At 69.4% G+C, this 15,042-nt stretch carries 14 protein-coding genes; 9 read left to right on the top strand and 5 right to left on the bottom strand.

Annotated elements, in window-relative coordinates; translation table 11 throughout:
- Nucleotides 1-13 precede the first annotated feature (13 nt).
- Nucleotides 14-1,483, bottom strand: coding sequence for a carotenoid oxygenase family protein (locus QH270_RS23010; RefSeq protein WP_280346062.1), 1,470 nt, complete (start codon nt 1,481-1,483; stop codon nt 14-16).
- Between the two features lie 87 nt (nt 1,484-1,570).
- On the opposite strand from QH270_RS23010, the gene QH270_RS23005 reads away from it, so the two are divergent.
- Nucleotides 1,571-2,221: a TetR/AcrR family transcriptional regulator gene (locus QH270_RS23005; protein ID WP_280346059.1), complete on the top strand. Its 651-nt coding sequence runs from the start codon at nt 1,571-1,573 to the stop codon at nt 2,219-2,221.
- 28 nt (nt 2,222-2,249) lie between these two features.
- Here the strand turns inward: QH270_RS23005 and QH270_RS23000 are convergent, their stop codons facing one another.
- Both QH270_RS23000 and QH270_RS22995 read right to left on the bottom strand, forming a co-directional pair.
- Nucleotides 2,250-3,098, bottom strand: coding sequence for a helix-turn-helix transcriptional regulator (locus tag QH270_RS23000; protein ID WP_280346057.1), 849 nt, complete (start codon nt 3,096-3,098; stop codon nt 2,250-2,252).
- A 180-nt stretch (nt 3,099-3,278) separates the two neighbouring features.
- On the bottom strand, nt 3,279-3,755 hold the full coding sequence (locus QH270_RS22995) for a DUF1772 domain-containing protein (RefSeq protein ID WP_280346056.1): 477 nt from the start codon (nt 3,753-3,755) through the stop codon (nt 3,279-3,281).
- Nucleotides 3,756-3,900: 145 nt separating this feature from the next.
- Between QH270_RS22995 and QH270_RS22990 the strand changes: the two genes are divergently transcribed.
- Nucleotides 3,901-4,503, top strand: a complete 603-nt coding sequence (locus QH270_RS22990) for a DUF4126 domain-containing protein (RefSeq protein WP_280346054.1) — start codon at nt 3,901-3,903, stop codon at nt 4,501-4,503.
- Here QH270_RS22990 and QH270_RS22985 read toward each other — a convergent pair whose 3' ends face one another.
- Entirely contained in the window at nt 4,504-5,514 is a 1,011-nt protein-coding gene (locus QH270_RS22985) for an Atu2307/SP_0267 family LLM class monooxygenase (protein WP_280346053.1), read from the bottom strand.
- Nucleotides 5,515-5,632: 118 nt separating this feature from the next.
- Here QH270_RS22985 and QH270_RS22980 point away from each other — a divergent pair, with 118 nt between their 5' ends.
- The 5 genes from QH270_RS22980 to QH270_RS22960 all read left to right on the top strand — a co-directional run bounded on the left by QH270_RS22980 (nt 5,633) and on the right by QH270_RS22960 (nt 12,473).
- On the top strand, nt 5,633-6,109 hold the full coding sequence (locus tag QH270_RS22980) for a MarR family winged helix-turn-helix transcriptional regulator (protein ID WP_280346051.1): 477 nt from the start codon (nt 5,633-5,635) through the stop codon (nt 6,107-6,109).
- Between the two features lie 47 nt (nt 6,110-6,156).
- The gene (locus QH270_RS22975) at nt 6,157-7,584 is read left to right on the top strand and encodes a DHA2 family efflux MFS transporter permease subunit (protein ID WP_280346049.1); all 1,428 of its coding nucleotides are present in this window, start codon (nt 6,157-6,159) and stop codon (nt 7,582-7,584) included.
- Nucleotides 7,585-7,654: 70 nt separating this feature from the next.
- A complete protein-coding gene (locus tag QH270_RS22970; protein WP_280346046.1) occupies nt 7,655-9,940 on the top strand; it encodes an FdhF/YdeP family oxidoreductase in 2,286 nt (761 codons plus the stop codon).
- Between the two features lie 23 nt (nt 9,941-9,963).
- Nucleotides 9,964-10,827: a type I methionyl aminopeptidase gene (gene map / locus QH270_RS22965; RefSeq protein ID WP_280346044.1), complete on the top strand. Its 864-nt coding sequence runs from the start codon at nt 9,964-9,966 to the stop codon at nt 10,825-10,827.
- A 65-nt stretch (nt 10,828-10,892) separates the two neighbouring features.
- On the top strand, nt 10,893-12,473 hold the full coding sequence (locus QH270_RS22960) for a cobyric acid synthase (RefSeq protein ID WP_280346133.1): 1,581 nt from the start codon (nt 10,893-10,895) through the stop codon (nt 12,471-12,473).
- 3 nt (nt 12,474-12,476) lie between these two features.
- On the opposite strand, the gene QH270_RS22955 is transcribed toward QH270_RS22960, so the two are convergent.
- Nucleotides 12,477-13,229 carry an SDR family oxidoreductase gene (locus QH270_RS22955; protein ID WP_280346034.1) on the bottom strand — a complete coding sequence of 251 codons (753 nt, stop codon included), beginning with the start codon at nt 13,227-13,229 and terminating at the stop codon, nt 12,477-12,479.
- 114 nt (nt 13,230-13,343) lie between these two features.
- On the opposite strand from QH270_RS22955, the gene QH270_RS22950 reads away from it, so the two are divergent.
- Both QH270_RS22950 and QH270_RS22945 read left to right on the top strand, forming a co-directional pair.
- A complete protein-coding gene (locus tag QH270_RS22950) occupies nt 13,344-14,258 on the top strand; it encodes a LysR family transcriptional regulator (protein WP_280346027.1) in 915 nt (304 codons plus the stop codon).
- A gap of 119 nt (nt 14,259-14,377) precedes the next feature.
- Nucleotides 14,378-14,941 carry an alpha/beta hydrolase gene (locus QH270_RS22945; protein ID WP_280346024.1) on the top strand — a complete coding sequence of 188 codons (564 nt, stop codon included), beginning with the start codon at nt 14,378-14,380 and terminating at the stop codon, nt 14,939-14,941.
- Nucleotides 14,942-15,042: the final 101 nt, after the last annotated feature.

Raw genomic sequence — 15,042 nt, 5'->3', positions numbered from 1 at the left:
ACCACTCTCCCGGTCACAGCACCTGCTCCGGGGTGGGCACCGGCTCCTCGGGTGCGGCGATCCGGCGGTTGAAGGTGCCGTGGAAACCCCAGGGGATGTGATGATCGAGCCAGGCGGTGGCGAGCGGACCCCGCTCGAGGTCTCTGGCATCGAAGACCACGAGCTGGGAGCGGTCCTCGTCGAGGTGGTGGTTCAACGCCAGCAGCCAGCCGTCGTCCTCGGCGGCGTCGCGGCCGCGGGGGACGAACAGCGGCTCGCCGACCGAACTGGGACCGAGGTCGCAGCTGGTCACCTGGCCGGTCTCGGTGTCGACTTTGACCACCGAGTTGAACAGTCGCGCGGGCCCGCCTTTCCCGGCGAAATAGGTGTAGCGGTGTCTGCGGGTCCCGCGGCGCCAGTCGAACTGCGGGAATTCACCGGACCGGTCGGTCAGCGGGTTCTCGATGATCCGGCCGTCCCTGGTGATCCGGTACTGCACGAGCGTGGAGTCCGGGTACTCGGGGATGCCGAGGTCGGTGCGGTTGACCATCCCCGTCATGGTGCGCAGCTTGTCCCAGTCGGTTTCCAGGCGCGGGAGCTCGACGACGACGTCGTCCCCGTCGTCGTAGGCGTTGGTGAAGTGGACGTGCAGCAGCGCCTCGTGCTCCACGATGCGGACCCGGCCGCCGTCCCTCGGCACCAGCACGAACCGGGTTCCCTTGCCGCGCTTGAACTCCAGCGCGTCGACGAACGAGGTCGTCGACAGCGCGATCTTGCCGATATCGGGCATGATCGGGTCGAGCACGAACACCAGGTACTTCTGGGTCAACGCGAAATCGTGGTTCCAGGGCAGGTCGAGCATCGGGACGGTGGCGAGCTTGGTCAGCCGGCCGGCGCGAGTGATCCGGTAGGTACGGATCCGTGGTGTCGGGAGCAGGTCGAGACCGAAGTTGTACATGTCGCCGGTGACCGGATCCCACTTCGGGTGCGCGGAGAAGGCACCGAGGTAGCCGAGCCGTCCGCCGAAGTCGGTGATACCGATCGTGTCGAGGGTTTCCGGGTCGATCCGATGCGGGTTGCCGAGCTCCCACAGGGCCAGCAGTTCGTTGCCGAAGTTGACGATGTTCGTGTTCGCGACGTTCTCCGGTAGGCGACCGATGTTGGCCAAGAACCCACCCGGAATCTGATCCCCGACGCCACGGAACCGGACGGTGCTGGACCGCTGACCGTGCTCGAAGTGCCGAGTGCGCACGTAGCGGTTGCGGAACCGGACCGAGCGGCCGTCGAGGACGAACTGCGAGATCATGCCGTCGCCGTCGAAGATGTTGTGCAGCAGGGTGCGTCCGACCTGGTACTTGCCGGGGCCGATGCGGTACAGCGTTCCGGTCAGCTCCCGCGGAAGCATGCCGTCGATCTGCGTGAGGCGGTAGTCGTGCTCGTCGAGCAGCGGGGCGGTGACTTGCTGATAGGGCGTCAGGCCCGGACTGGATTGCGTCGTCGACATCGCGATTCTCCCTTGAATCGATCTGATAACGCTTGTGTTCTGAACACGTGCGTTATCAGACGGTAAGGGGTCGCTACACTGCTGTCAATGACCGACGAGCCCCGCACCTACGGCGGCCTCAGCGCCGCGGAACGCAGCGCGGGCCGCCGAGTCCGCTTGCTCGCCGCCGCGACGGCGCTCTGGGGCGAGTCGGGTATCGCGTCGGTCACCGTCCGTGGGGTGTGCAAGGCCGCCGGGCTCACGCCGCGGTACTTCTACGAACACTTCGCCAACAGCGACGAACTCCTGGTCGCGATCGCGGACGAGGTCCGGGACACACTCCTGGCCGCGATGGTGCGTGCCGGGCTCTCCAGCACCGGGGCCGCGGAAGCGCGCCTCACCGCCGCGCTCCAGGCGTTCTTCGACACCGTCGCCGCCGACCCGCACCTGCACCGCATCATCTCCAGTGATCCCCACGGCGTCGGCGAACTCGCGCAGCGGCGACACGACGCGATCGATACCGTCGCCGACCTGGTCGTCCAGTACGCCCCGGAGGCCCTCGGATTCGCCCCCGACCCCGACCTGCTACGCCGGGCGAGCCTTTTCATCACCGGCGGCGTCAACCAGATCATCGAAGGATGGCTCGCCGGCGTGGTCACCATGACCTCCGCGGACCTCGCCGCCGACTGCGCTCGGATGTGTATCAGTGTCCTGCAGCCCGGTCGGCAGGTGAGCGCGGCAGGCGGACACGGCGGCTGAACCGCCTCCGCGCGGCGATCCGGCGTCGTCAGGCGGATTCGGTGAGGCGCAGCAGGGGGAGACGGGCGAGGCGGTCGGTCGTGTCGGTATTCGGTTTCGGGTTGTACAGAACCAGGGACCAATTCGGGTGGTCGGCGATGGTGAGGGTGGTCGCGTCGAAGAACAGGTCGCCGACCTCGGGGTGGCGCAGGGCGTTGACGGCCTGAGCGGGGACATCGACCTCGTGGCGGTCCCACAGGCTCGCGAACTCCGGGTCGACAGCGGCAAGTTCCCTTGCCACCCGGTGGAATTCGTCGTCGCGCGGGGCGAGGGCGGCGTCGGCGCGGTAGGCGGCGACGACACCGGGCGCCGCGCTCTCCCACAGGTCGGGCAGCTCCCGGTAACGGGGGCTGGTGAAGAAGGTGACCAGGCAGTTGTGCGGTTCCCCGTCGTCGCACCCGAAGACGCGTCCCGCGAGGGCGTTGAACGCCAGAATGTTCCAGTACCGATCCCGCACCACGGCGGGTCCGCGCTCCCACCCGTCGATCAGCTGCCGGACCTCGACGGTCACTTCCGTTCCGATGGTCCCGCCTGCGGGCGGCGGATTGAGCCCCGCGAGTAGATACAGATGCCCCCGCTCCGGCTCACTCAACCGCAACACCCGGGCCACCGCGTCGAGCACTTCCCCCGACACCGTGATCTCCCGCCCCTGCTCCAGCCACGTGTACCAGGACACCCCCACCCCTGCCAGCATCGCGACTTCCTCCCGCCGCAGCCCGGGGGTCCGCCGCCTTCCCGCCACGGGCAGACCCACCTCGGCCGGTCCGATCCGCTCCCGTCGCGAGCGCAGGAAATCACGCAGTTCTTCGCGCCGCCGAGCCGATACCGCACTGACCATGCCTCAACGGTAACAACGTCGGTCACCTCGACTTTTCGCTGATCGCGCTCAGCCGAGATCTGGTCGTGGCTCCAGGGCGTCATCGGCACCGAGCGCCGGCGCGATGACTTCCGGGAATCTGCCCATACGTGTGTGGGCCACGAATCGAGCCGTCCCCGGCGGCGCGGGTGGTGGTCGATCTCAGAACAGGATGAGGGCGGCGCACAGGCCGGTCAGGGCGATGGCCTGGAGGGTGACGCGGTATTTCAGGATGCTGTCCCACTTGTCTTGCAGCGCACGGGCATCGGCCGGGATGACGCCGCTCTGCGCGGCTGCCGTCTGCGCGGTATTGATCGGCTTGGCGATGCGCGCGTACAGCGCGAGCCAGGTCAGCAGCGCCGCCACCGTGATCGCGGCCGCGACGGCGGCGCCGAATTGTCCGGCCCACAGGGCGATCAGCAGGGTGAGCACCGCGGTGACGATGCCGCCGGCGCCGAAGATCGGCATCCGGCGATCGCCGTAGTAGTGACCCCAGCCCGCGCTCATGGTCACGGTCGCGTCGTCGAGTTTGCGGTAGACGGACCTGGTGATCAGCGCGCAGCTGATGTCGGTGCCGTAGACGACGGCGTTCGCGAGAACGGCGACGACGGCGATGATCTGGCCGGTGACAACGAGCATGTCGGCTTTCCCTCTCCTGGGATCTAGCGACGCTAGAAACTGGAGCAACGGTAGCACCGTGCGTGGACGTCTGTCTAGCGTTGCTAGATTCCGGGCGCGGTGGCGGCTACGGCGTGTTGTCGGCCGGCGGGCTTAGGCTGAGCGCGTGTCGGTACTGCCTCTGATCTTCACCGCGGGCTGGGCCAGCGGGATCAACGCGTACGCGGTGGTGTTCCTGCTCGGGCTGTTCGGCCGGATCGGGTGGACCGACGACGTGCCGCCGGGGCTCGAGCGCACCGATGTGCTGGTCGCTGCGGGCGTGCTGTTCCTGATCGAGGCGGTCGCGGACAAGATCCCGTATCTCGACTCGTTCTGGGATGCCGTGCACACGGTGGTCCGGCCCGCCTCGGGCGCGGTGGTCTCGGCGCTGATCGCGGGACAGGACGATTCGCTGCCCACGCTCTTCGCCGCCGCGGTCGGCGGCACCACGGCCCTGGCCAGTCACATCGTCAAGGCCGGAACCAGGATGGCGATCAACACCTCGCCGGAGCCGGCCTCCAATATCGTCGTCAGCACCGCCGAGGACCTGGGCGTCGGCGGCATCCTCACGCTCGCCGTGTTCTTCCCGGTCCTGGCGGCGGTGATCGCGGCGATCCTGCTGGCGGTCGGGCTGTGGGTGGTCTATCTGTGCGCCAGCAGGATCCGGCGATATCTGCGCCGTCGACGGGAGCGCCGGGCCGCCCGGCGAGGCGAGCCGGCGCTCGAGTAGTCAGCGCAGGTGCGGCGCGATCTTCGTGCCGAGCAGGTCGATCGAGTGCAGCACCTGCTCGGGCGGCAGGGTGCCGACGCTGGTGTGCAGCATGAACCGGTCCAGGCCGAGGGTGTCGCGGATGTCGGCGATCTTGGCGCCCACGTAGTCGGGCGTCCCGACGAACAGGGAACCGCTCTGCGAGCGCAGGGCGTCGAACTGCTCGCGCGTCATCGGGCCCCAGCCGCGCTCGCGGCCGATCGTCGACATCGCCAGCGCGTACGGCGCGTAGAAGTCGGCGACCGCCTGCTCGTCGGTATCGGCGACGTAGCCGTGGGCGTGCACCGCGACGGGCTGCTGCTCGTGTCCGCCCTCGGCGAGGGCTCGGTGATACAGCTCGACCAGCGGCTTGAACCTGGCCGGCTGACCGCCGATGATCGCGAGCGCGAGCGGAAGTCCGAGCAGGCCCGCGCGGATCACCGACTCCGGGCTGCCGCCGACGGCGATCCACACCGGCAGCGGGCGCTCGTCGGTGCGCGGGTACACGGTTGCCTCGCGCAGCGCCGGACGGAAGCGGCCCGACCACGTCACCGGGTCGTCCGCGCGCAACCGCAGAAGCAGCGCGAGCTTCTCCTCGAACAGGGCGTCGTAGTCGGTGAGGTCGTAGCCGAACAGCGGGAACGACTCGGTGAAGGATCCGCGCCCGGCCATCAGCTCGGCGCGGCCGTTGGACAAGCCGTCCAGCGTCGCGAAGTCCTGATACACGCGCACCGGGTCGTCGGAACTCAGCACGGTCACCGCGCTGGTCAGCTGGATGCGTTCGGTGCGCGCCGCCGCGGCCGCCAGGACGACGGCGGGCGCGGAGGCCGCGAAATCCTTCCGATGGTGTTCGCCGACGCCATAGACGTCGAGGCCCGCGGCTTCGGTCGCGACCGCCTCGTCCACCACCTGCCGCAGGCGTTCGGCGGCGGTCGGCGCGGGCCGGTCGCCGGTGGGGTACAGCTCGGCGAAGGTGGTCAGCCCCAGTTCCATGTGAACCTCTTTCGGGTCGCGGTCGGCTACCCGGTTAAACGGACCGTGGTCCGCGATGATTCCCGTCAACGAATAGGGATAGATGCGGATTATCTACGACAAAACTATAGTGGCCGGTATGACCGCACTGGCACCTACGCGCACCGAACCCGACCTGTCCTTCCTGCTCGATCGCACCAGTCACGTGTTGCGCACGCAGATGGCCGCCGCGCTCGCGGAGATCGGACTGACGGCGCGCATGCACTGCGTACTGGTGCACGCCCTGGAGGCCGAGCGGACGCAGGTACAGCTCGCCGAACTCGGCGATATGGACAAGACGACGATGGTCGTCACCGTCGACGCGCTGGAGAAGGCGGGCCTCGCCGAGCGTAAGCCGTCCAGTACGGATCGACGGGCCCGCATCATCGCGGTGACGCCCGCGGGCGCCGAATTGGCCGCCCGCAGTGCGGACATCGTCGACGGCGTGCACCGCGCGGCCCTCGACTCGCTGCCGAAGGCGGACCGCGACACCTTGCTGCGCGCGCTGAATCACCTGGTGGAGGGGCATTTGTCGACCGCGGTGGAGGCCGCGCCCGCACGCCGCGCCCGCCAATAGTCCGTTATAGATTGTCTGCAACGGAACTATCTAGTACGGTCATTTCTATGACCAGTACGCAACGCGTCGCGCTCGCGGTCCTGTCGGCCGCCACGCTGATGACCATCCTCGACGGCAGCATCGTCACCGTCGCCATGCCCGCGATCCAGGACGACCTCGGCTTCACCCCCGCCGGCCTGAGCTGGACGGTGAACGCCTACCTGATCGCCTTCGGCGGCCTGCTCCTGCTCGCGGGCCGCCTGGGTGACCTCATCGGCCGCAAGACGATGTTCCTCACTGGCACCGTCGTCTTCACCCTCGCCTCGCTGCTGGCCGGTGCGGCGACGAGCCCGGCCGTGCTGGTCGCCGCGCGCTTCCTGCAGGGCGTCGGCAGCGCGATCGCCACGGCGGTCGTGCTCGGCATCCTGGTGACGATGTTCCCCGGCCCGCGCGAACGGGCCACGGCCATCGGTGTCTTCAGCTTCACCGGCGCGGCGGGCGCCTCGATCGGACAGATGCTCGGCGGGGTGCTCACCGATGCGTTGAACTGGCACTGGATCTTCCTGATCAACGGGCCGATCGGGGTGCTCACCCTCGTGGTCGCGATCAAGGCGCTGCCCGCCGATCGTGGGCTCGGCTGGGCGGCCGGGGCCGATGTGCTCGGCGCGGCGCTGGTCACCGCCGGACTGATGCTCGGCATCTACACCGTGGTGGAAGTCGAACGCTACGGCTGGGATTCCGCGCACACCCTCGGCCTCGGCGCCCTGGCCGCCGGACTGCTCGCCGCCTTCGTCCTCCGGCAGGCGACAGCGCGCGACCCGCTGCTGCCGCTGCGGATCTTCCGCTCCCGCACGGTGTCCGGGGCGAACGTGGTGCAGATGCTGACCCTGTCGGCCATGTTCGCCTTCCAGATCATCGTCGCGCTCTATCTACAGAAGGTGCTGGGCTACAACGCCTCCCAGACCGGGCTGGCCATGCTGCCCGCGGCCGTCGCGATCGGCGGGGTGTCGCTGTTCGTCTCGGCCCGGCTCATCACCCGCTTCGGCGGCCGTGCCGTCCTGGTCGCCGGGCTGGTGCTGCTGCTGGCCGGAATGCTCTGGCTCACCCGGCTTCCCGTGCGGGCCGACTATGTCGCCGACCTGCTGCCGATGATGGTCGCGATCGCCGGTGGCGGCCTGGTGCTGCCCGCGCTCACCGGCCTCGGCATGTCCGGTGCCGCCGCCGACGACGCCGGCCTGGCCTCGGGTCTGTTCAACACCAGCCAGCAGGTCGGGATGGCGATCGGCGTGGCGGTGCTGTCCACCCTGGCCGCGTCGCGGACCACCGCCGACCTCGCGGCGGGCGTGTCCGAGGCGGCGGCGCTGACCAGCGGATACCGGCTCGCGTTCACCGTGGCGGCGGGACTTCTCGCCGCCGCGCTGCTGGTGAGCCTCACCGTGCTGCGCCGCCCGGGGGCCGTCGCCGCCCCGGCACCGGTGACGGCGGTCGCGGCCTGAGCTTGGACATCGGCGGTGCGCGCGGCAAGCTGGTGGTGACGACGCGCACCGCACCACGGAAGAGGCGACCATGACCTCGATCGACGACCCACACGACGAGCTGACGGTGACGCCGCCCAAGACCTGGGCGGCGGGGGTCCCCGGCGTGGCGCACGCGCTCGAGTACGCGCTGGCGCAGACCTCGCCCGCGCGCACGGCGCTCACCCTGTTGAACATCAACCAGACCAAGGGGTTCGACTGCCCCGGCTGCGCGTGGCCCGAGCCGAAACACCGGCACACGAACGAGTACTGCGAGAACGGCGCCAAGCACATCGCCGACGAGGCGACCACCCGGCGCGTCACCGCGGACTTCTTCGCCGAGCACAGCGTCGCCGAGCTCGACGGCAAGTCCGACTACTGGCTCAATCAGCAGGGCAGGCTGACCGAGCCGATGGTCAAGCGCCCCGGCGCCACCCACTACACGCCCATCGGCTGGGACGACGCCTTCGACCTGATGGCCGACACGCTGCGCGGCCTCGACTCGCCGGACGAGGCACTCTTCTACACCTCGGGCCGGGTCAGCAACGAGGCCGCGTTCCTGCTGCAACTGTTCGCCCGCGCGTTCGGCACCAACAACCTGCCCGACTGCTCGAACATGTGCCACGAGTCCAGCGGGTCGGCGCTCAACCAGACGCTCGGAGTCGGCAAGGGCACGGTCTCCCTCGACGACATCCACCAGGCCGACCTGATCTTCGTCGTCGGCCAGAATCCCGGCACCAACCACCCGCGCATGCTGACCGCGCTCGAACAGACCAAGCGCAACGGCGGCGCCGTGATCGCGGTCAATCCGCTACCCGAGGCGGGGCTGATCCGGTTCAAGAACCCGCAGGTCCCGCGCGGGGTGATCGGGCGCGGCACCGAGATCGCCGACCAGTTCCTGCAGATCCGGCCCGGGGGCGACCTCGCGCTGTTCCGGATGCTGAACCGGCTGCTGCTCGACGCCGAGGACGCGGCCCCTGGCACCGTGCTCGACCACGACTTCATCCGCACGCAGACCAGCGGCTTCGATGCCTTCGCGGCGCACGCCCGCGCGATCACCTGGGACCAGGCCCTCGAAGCCACCGGCCTGACCCGCGCCGAGATCGAGCAGGCGCACCGGCGGGTGCTGGGGGCGAAGAAGATCATCGTGTGCTGGGCGATGGGTCTCACCCAGCACAAGCACGGCGTGCCGACCATCCGCGAGATCGTCGACTTCCTGCTGCTGCGCGGCAATCTCGGCCGCCCCGGCGCGGGGGTGTGCCCGGTCCGTGGTCACAGCAATGTCCAGGGCGACCGGACGATGGGCATCTGGGAGCGGATGCCGCAGTCGTTCCTCGACGCGCTCGGCGCCGAATTCGCCTTCACCCCACCCGCCGAGCACGGCCTCGACTCGGTCGGCGCCATCCGCGCCATGCGCGACGGACAGGCGAAGGTGTTCTTCGGCGTCGCGGGCAATTTCGTGCGCGCCACCCCCGACAGCACGGTCACCGAGGCCGCGCTGCGGCGCTGCGCGCTCACCGTGCAGATCTCCACCAAACTCAACCGCTCGCACACCGTCTGCGGGGAGACCGCGCTGATCCTGCCGACCCTGGGCCGCAGTGACCGCGACATCCAGGCCGGCGTCGAACAGTTCGTCACCGTCGAGGATTCGATGAGCGAGGTCCACGCCTCACGCGGGCGGCTCGATCCGGCGTCGCCACACCTGCTCAGCGAGGTCGCGATCATCACGCGCCTGGCCCGGCGGACGCTGGGGGAGAACCCGGCGATCCCGTGGGCGGAGTTCGAGAACGACTACGACACCATCCGCGACCGGATCTCCCGCGTGGTGCCCGGCTTCGAGAACTTCACCGAGCGGGTCGCCGAGCCGGGTGGGCTGCGACTGGTCAACCCGGTCAACACCGGGGTGTACCGGACCGCGAGCGGCCGGGCCGAGTTCACCCGCAACGAGCTGATCTCGCTCGACGTGCCGCCCGGGCATCTGCTGTTGCAGTCGCTGCGCTCGCACGACCAGTGGAACACCGTTCCCTACGCCAACAACGACCGCTACCGCGGTATCCACCACGCGCGCCGGGTGGTCATGGTCAATCCGGCCGATCTGGCCGAGCTGGGCCTGGCCGACCGCGACACGGTCGATCTGGTCAGCGTCTGGCACGACGGCGTCGAGCGGCGGGCGGAGAACTTCGTCGTCGTGGCGTATCCGGCCAGTCGTGGCTCGGCCGCGGCGTACTACCCGGAGACCAATGTGCTCGTGCCGCTCGACAGCGTCGCCGACATCAGCAACACCCCCACCTCGAAGGGCATCGTCGTCCGGCTGGAGCGGGTGACCGCGCGAGCCTGACGGACATGGATACACTCGCTGCTATGTCCGTGCGCACCCGTCAGCCCCTCGTTCCCGGCATCCAGACGCCGATCCGGGACGTCCCGCGTTCCATCGAGCGACCCGAGTACGTGGGGAAGAAGACCGCCGTGGAAGGCAACGAGCCCTGGGTGCAGACGGCCGAGACCATCGAGAAGATGCGGATCGCGAGCAAGATCGCCGCCCAGGCCCTCGCCGAGGCGGGTAAGGCGGTCGCGCCCGGCGTCACGACCGACGAACTGGACCGGATCGCGCACGAGTACATGTGCGACCACGGCGCCTACCCGTCGACCCTCGAGTACAAGGGCTTCCCCAAGTCCTGCTGCACCTCGCTCAACGAGGTCATCTGCCACGGCATCCCCGACTCGACCGTGATCGAGGACGGCGACATCGTCAACATCGACGTCACCGCCTACATCCACGGTGTGCACGGCGACACCAACCGCACGTTCCTCGCCGGTGACGTCGACGAGGAGGTGCGCTTGCTGGTCGAGCGCACCGAGGAGGCCACCAACCGCGCGATCAAGGCCGTCAAGCCGGGCCGCGCGCTCAATGTGATCGGCCGCGTCATCGAGGCCTACGCGAATCGTTTCGGCTACGGCGTCGTCCGCGACTTCACCGGTCACGGCGTCGGCCCCACCTTCCACAACGGCCTGGTGGTGCTGCACTACGACCAGCCCGACATCGACACGGTCATCGAGCCCGGCATGACCTTCACCATCGAGCCGATGATCAACCTCGGCGGCATCGACTACGACATCTGGGACGACGGCTGGACCGTGGTCACCAAGGACCGCTCCTGGACAGCGCAGTTCGAACACACCCTGGTGGTCACGGAAACCGGTGCGGAAATCCTCACCTTGCCGTGAGCGCGGCGGGATCGGAGCGCACGTCACCGGGTGAGCACGGAAACCCCGACCTCGCCGTGAGCCCGTTGCGCGGTGCCCTGCTGATCGCGGGCACCACCTCCGACGCGGGGAAAAGCGTGGTGGTGGCGGGCATCTGCCGAATGCTGGCGCGGCGCGGTGTGCGGGTGGCGCCGTTCAAGGCGCAGAACATGTCGAACAACTCCGTCGTCACCCTCGACGGCGGCGAGATCGGGCGGGCGCAGGCGCTGCAGGCGCGGGCGTGTGGGCTGGAGCCGAGCGTGCGGTTCAACCCGGTGCTGCTCAAGCCGGGCAGCGACCGGCGCTCGCAGCTGGTGGTGCGGGGTAAGGCGATCGGAACAGTCGGCGCGCGGGACTATTTCACCCGCAGGCAGCAGTTGCGTGAAGTCGTCGCGCACGAACTCGCTTCTCTGCGTCGTGAATTCGATGTGGTGATCTGTGAGGGCGCCGGGTCGCCCGCCGAGATCAACCTGCGTGCCACCGATCTGGCGAACATGGGGCTGGCGCGCGCGGCGCAGCTGCCGGTGCTGGTCGTCGGCGACATCGACCGAGGGGGAGTGCTCGCGCACCTGTTCGGCACCGTCGCGGTGCTGGAACCCGAAGACCAGCGGCTCATCTCGGGCTTCCTCGTCAACAAGTTCCGTGGCGATGTGTCACTGCTCCAGCCCGGCCTCGACCAGCTGACCACGCTGACCGGGCGCCCCACACTCGGCGTGCTGCCATTCGCCGAAGACCTGTGGCTCGATGCGGAAGACTCCCTCGGCACCGTCGCGGGGACCCCCGTCGGCCGTCCCGGCCCGCCGCACGGCACCGAATGGCTCACCGTCGCCGCCGTCCGCCTGCCCCGCATCTCCAACTCCACCGACATCGAGGCCCTGGCCTGTGAGCCCGGCGTAGCGGTGCGCTGGGCCGACGGTCCCGACCAGCTGGCCACCGCCGACCTGGTCGTCCTGCCCGGCTCCAAGTCCACCATCTCGGATCTGGAATGGCTGCGCGCCAAGGGAATCGACGAAGCGCTGCGTGTCCGCGCGGCTGCGGGCCGTCCGATTCTCGGTATCTGCGGCGGCTACCAGATGCTGGGCCAGCGCATCGTCGACGGGATCGAGTACCAGCCGTCGGCCCGCCCTGTCGAACCGGTCCCCGTCGCGGGCACCGGTGTGCCCTGTATCGCCCACGGTCTCGGCTTGTTCGAGCTGGAGATCGAATTCGCCGATCCGAAGATCGCGCGGCAGGTCACCGGCCGTGCGGGCCCGATCCCGGTGGGCGGCTACGAAATTCATCACGGCCGTGTCCGGCGCAGCGGGGACGAACCCTGGCTGACCATCGACGGCGCGCCCGAAGGCAGTGTCCGCGAGGCGATCTGGGGCACCCACGTCCACGGACTGCTCGAGTCCGACGAATTCCGTCGCGCCTGGCTCACCCAGGTCGCCGCCCGCGCGGGCCGCACCGGCTTCCGTCCGGCCCCCGACACCTCGGTGGCCGCCGTCCGCGCCGCGCAACTCGATCTGCTGGCCGATCTGATCGAACAGCATGTCGATCTCGACGCCCTCGATACCCTCATCGCGCGCGGTGCGCCCACCGATCTGCCGGTGATCCGGACCGAATCGGTGGGCGTCGTCGCGGGGTGAGCCTCAGCGGGTGGTGTAGCCGCCGTTGGCGAAGATCGTCTGGCCGGTGATCCACCCACCTTCGGCCACCAGGAATTCGACCAGCGGCGCGATGTCGTCGATTCTGGTCAGCCTGCCGCCGAGAGCCTGGGACTTGTGGAATTCCACGCGCTCCGGGGTCTCCTGCGGATAGAAGAACGGGGTGTCCATCGGGCCGGGTGCCACGCTGTTGACCGTGATGCCGCGGTCGGCGAACTCCTTGGCCGCCGCGCGGGTGAAGTGTTCCACCGGGCTCTTGGCGCCCGCGTAGGTGGCGTAGCCGTCGGTGAACGCCGCCAGCAGCGAGGTCACGATGGTGACGATGCGGCCGCCCTCGTTCAGGCGCCTGCCCGCTTCCCGCAGGAAGAAGAACGCGGCCTTGGCGTTGATGTCGAACATCGCGTCGTATTCGGCTTCGGTGGTGTCCAGAATCGGCTTGCGCAGCACCTTGCCCACCGTGTTCACGGCGATGTCGACGCGGCCGAACGCCTCGACGGCGGTGTCGAACAGGCGCGCCACGTTCGCGGGGTCGGTCAGGTCGGCCTGGAACTTCACGGCCTCGACCCCGGCGGCCCGCGCGGCCGCCACCGTCTTGTCGGCCTCGTCGGCACTGGCGTCGCTGTTGTAGTGGACGACGATGTTCGCGCCGTCCTCGGCGAGGGTGGTGCTGATGAGCCCGCCCAGGTTCTTCGCGCCCGCGGCCACCACGGCGACATTTCCGGTCAGCACGCCTGTCATCGGTTGAATCCTCTCGTCGGTGTCTGTGACTTCGACGCTAGGCACCCGAGGAACAAAGAGGAAACAGTACTTTTTGGTATTTCCACAAATACAACTTGTGACTACGGTGGCGGTATGTCCACTCCGATGTTCGGCGGCCGCCCACTGGACCTGCACCGGCTGCAGCAGTTCCTCGCCGTCGCCGACCATGCTGGATTCACCAGTGCCGCAGCGGAATTGCATCTGACACAGCAGGCCGTCAGTGCCGCGATCGGTCAGCTCGAGCGGCAGCTGGGGGTCGGCCTGTTCGACCGCGGCGGCCGCAAGCTGCGCACGACCGAGGCGGGGGCGGTGCTGCGCGAGGGCGCCCGCGTCCTGCTGGCGGCGGCCACGCGCCTCGCCGAGCGCACCCACGAGGCGGGGACCGCGGCGCCGCGGCCGTTCGTCATCGGGCACACCCCCGCCGTCACCGCCGAGGAGGTGTACGTGCTGATCGAACCGGTGCGCGCCCAGCTGCCCGAGGTGTCGGTGACGGTGCGCGAGGTGTTTCCCGACTCCTTGGCGCGAGCCCTCTACGACGGCGAGATCGACCTGGCGCTGCGGCGCGGGGTGGCGATGCCGCCGGATCTGGCCTCGGCGATCATCGCCTACGACCCGGTCCGGATCGCCGTGGCCGCGACTCACCGCCTCGCCGTTCGGCGGGAGGTGCGGATCGACGACCTGCGCACGGAATCGATCATCGTCTGGGCACCACCGGGCAGCTCGTTCTACACCGACTTCCTGCTGAGCACCTGTCGCAGAGCGGGTTTCGAGCCCACCTTCGTCGTCAACCGGGTGCAGGGCACCCCGCCTGTCACCGCCGTCGCCGACAACCAGCACATCGCCTTCGTCACCGCGCCCGCCGGTCCCGCCCTCGCGGGGCGCGTCACCGTCGTCGATCTCGTCGACCCACCGCTGGCGCCCACCCAGGCACTCTGGCTGCCGCACACCGTCTCGCCGATCCGCGACCTGCTGACCGTGCAACGCCTCACCCGCTCACCCGCGCTGTGACAGGGTCGGCAATTTCGCCACCGGGAGCTCGGAAACCGCAGGACACGCGGGGAAATCGACGGGCCGCGGGGAGCGGAACGAGCTGCCGCGTTCAGGCGAGCCGTGTACCGTACACCGGCATGAAATCTCGGCGGATCGCGGTCGGTGACCGAGCTTGGACGGTGCGGGTCGACGGCCCTCAGTCACGGCACAATGTGCTGCTGCTGCCCGGCGCGGACGACCCCGCCGACGTCTTCGATCAGGTGTGCGCGCGGCTGCACGAATCCGACCTGCAGACGGTCGTCCCCGAATCGGTCGAGGGGCTGGACCCGGCGGCGATCCACGCCATTCTCGACGAGCTGGAACTGCCGTATGTCAACGTCGCAGGCCGGGGCGCGGGCGCGGAGCTGGCATGGCGGTTGTGCGCGGGCCGGTTCGGCCGGTTCATGAGCCTGGTCGTCGCCGATCACGGCCATCCGGCGGTGCCCGACGCCGACGGGAACGCGCCCGATCCGGCCTGTCCGCCGCTGGAGCTGCCCGTCACCATGCTCGTCACCAAGAGCCTGCCGCGGGCCACCGCCGACGCGTCGGGCCGCTTCGTCTACGGCGAATTCCGGGTGGTCCCGCTGGAGGTCGACAACGTCGCCACCGAGGGCGCCCACGAGCTGGCCACCGAGATCGTGCTGCGCACCAGCCTCTGGTAGCCGGAGCCCAAAAGGGGCCGGGGGGGGGGGGGGGGGGGGACCCCCCCCCCGCCCCCGCGGGGGGGGGGGGGGGGGCGGCCCCCAACGGGGGGGGGGCACCC

This window comes from Nocardia neocaledoniensis, assembly GCF_029868625.1.
GTDB lineage: Bacteria > Actinomycetota > Actinomycetes > Mycobacteriales > Mycobacteriaceae > Nocardia > Nocardia neocaledoniensis_A.
The sequence above is the reverse complement of the archived record's forward strand: the minus strand, read 5'-3'. Positions and strand labels throughout refer to the sequence as shown.

Bases quoted from the DNA above. Each gene is read 5' to 3' on its own strand.
- QH270_RS23010 (WP_280346062.1), bottom strand. From the start codon at position 1,483: ATGTCGACGACGCAATCCAGTCCGGGCCTGACGCCCTATCAGCAAGTC.
- QH270_RS23005 (WP_280346059.1), top strand. From the start codon at position 1,571: ATGACCGACGAGCCCCGCACCTACGGCGGCCTCAGCGCCGCGGAACGC.
- QH270_RS23000 (WP_280346057.1), bottom strand. From the start codon at position 3,098: ATGGTCAGTGCGGTATCGGCTCGGCGGCGCGAAGAACTGCGTGATTTC.
- QH270_RS22995 (WP_280346056.1), bottom strand. From the start codon at position 3,755: ATGCTCGTTGTCACCGGCCAGATCATCGCCGTCGTCGCCGTTCTCGCG.
- QH270_RS22985 (WP_280346053.1), bottom strand. From the start codon at position 5,514: ATGGAACTGGGGCTGACCACCTTCGCCGAGCTGTACCCCACCGGCGAC.
- QH270_RS22980 (WP_280346051.1), top strand. From the start codon at position 5,633: ATGACCGCACTGGCACCTACGCGCACCGAACCCGACCTGTCCTTCCTG.
- QH270_RS22975 (WP_280346049.1), top strand. From the start codon at position 6,157: ATGACCAGTACGCAACGCGTCGCGCTCGCGGTCCTGTCGGCCGCCACG.
- QH270_RS22970 (WP_280346046.1), top strand. From the start codon at position 7,655: ATGACCTCGATCGACGACCCACACGACGAGCTGACGGTGACGCCGCCC.
- map (WP_280346044.1), top strand. From the start codon at position 9,964: ATGTCCGTGCGCACCCGTCAGCCCCTCGTTCCCGGCATCCAGACGCCG.
- QH270_RS22955 (WP_280346034.1), bottom strand. From the start codon at position 13,229: ATGACAGGCGTGCTGACCGGAAATGTCGCCGTGGTGGCCGCGGGCGCG.
- QH270_RS22950 (WP_280346027.1), top strand. From the start codon at position 13,344: ATGTCCACTCCGATGTTCGGCGGCCGCCCACTGGACCTGCACCGGCTG.
- QH270_RS22945 (WP_280346024.1), top strand. From the start codon at position 14,378: ATGAAATCTCGGCGGATCGCGGTCGGTGACCGAGCTTGGACGGTGCGG.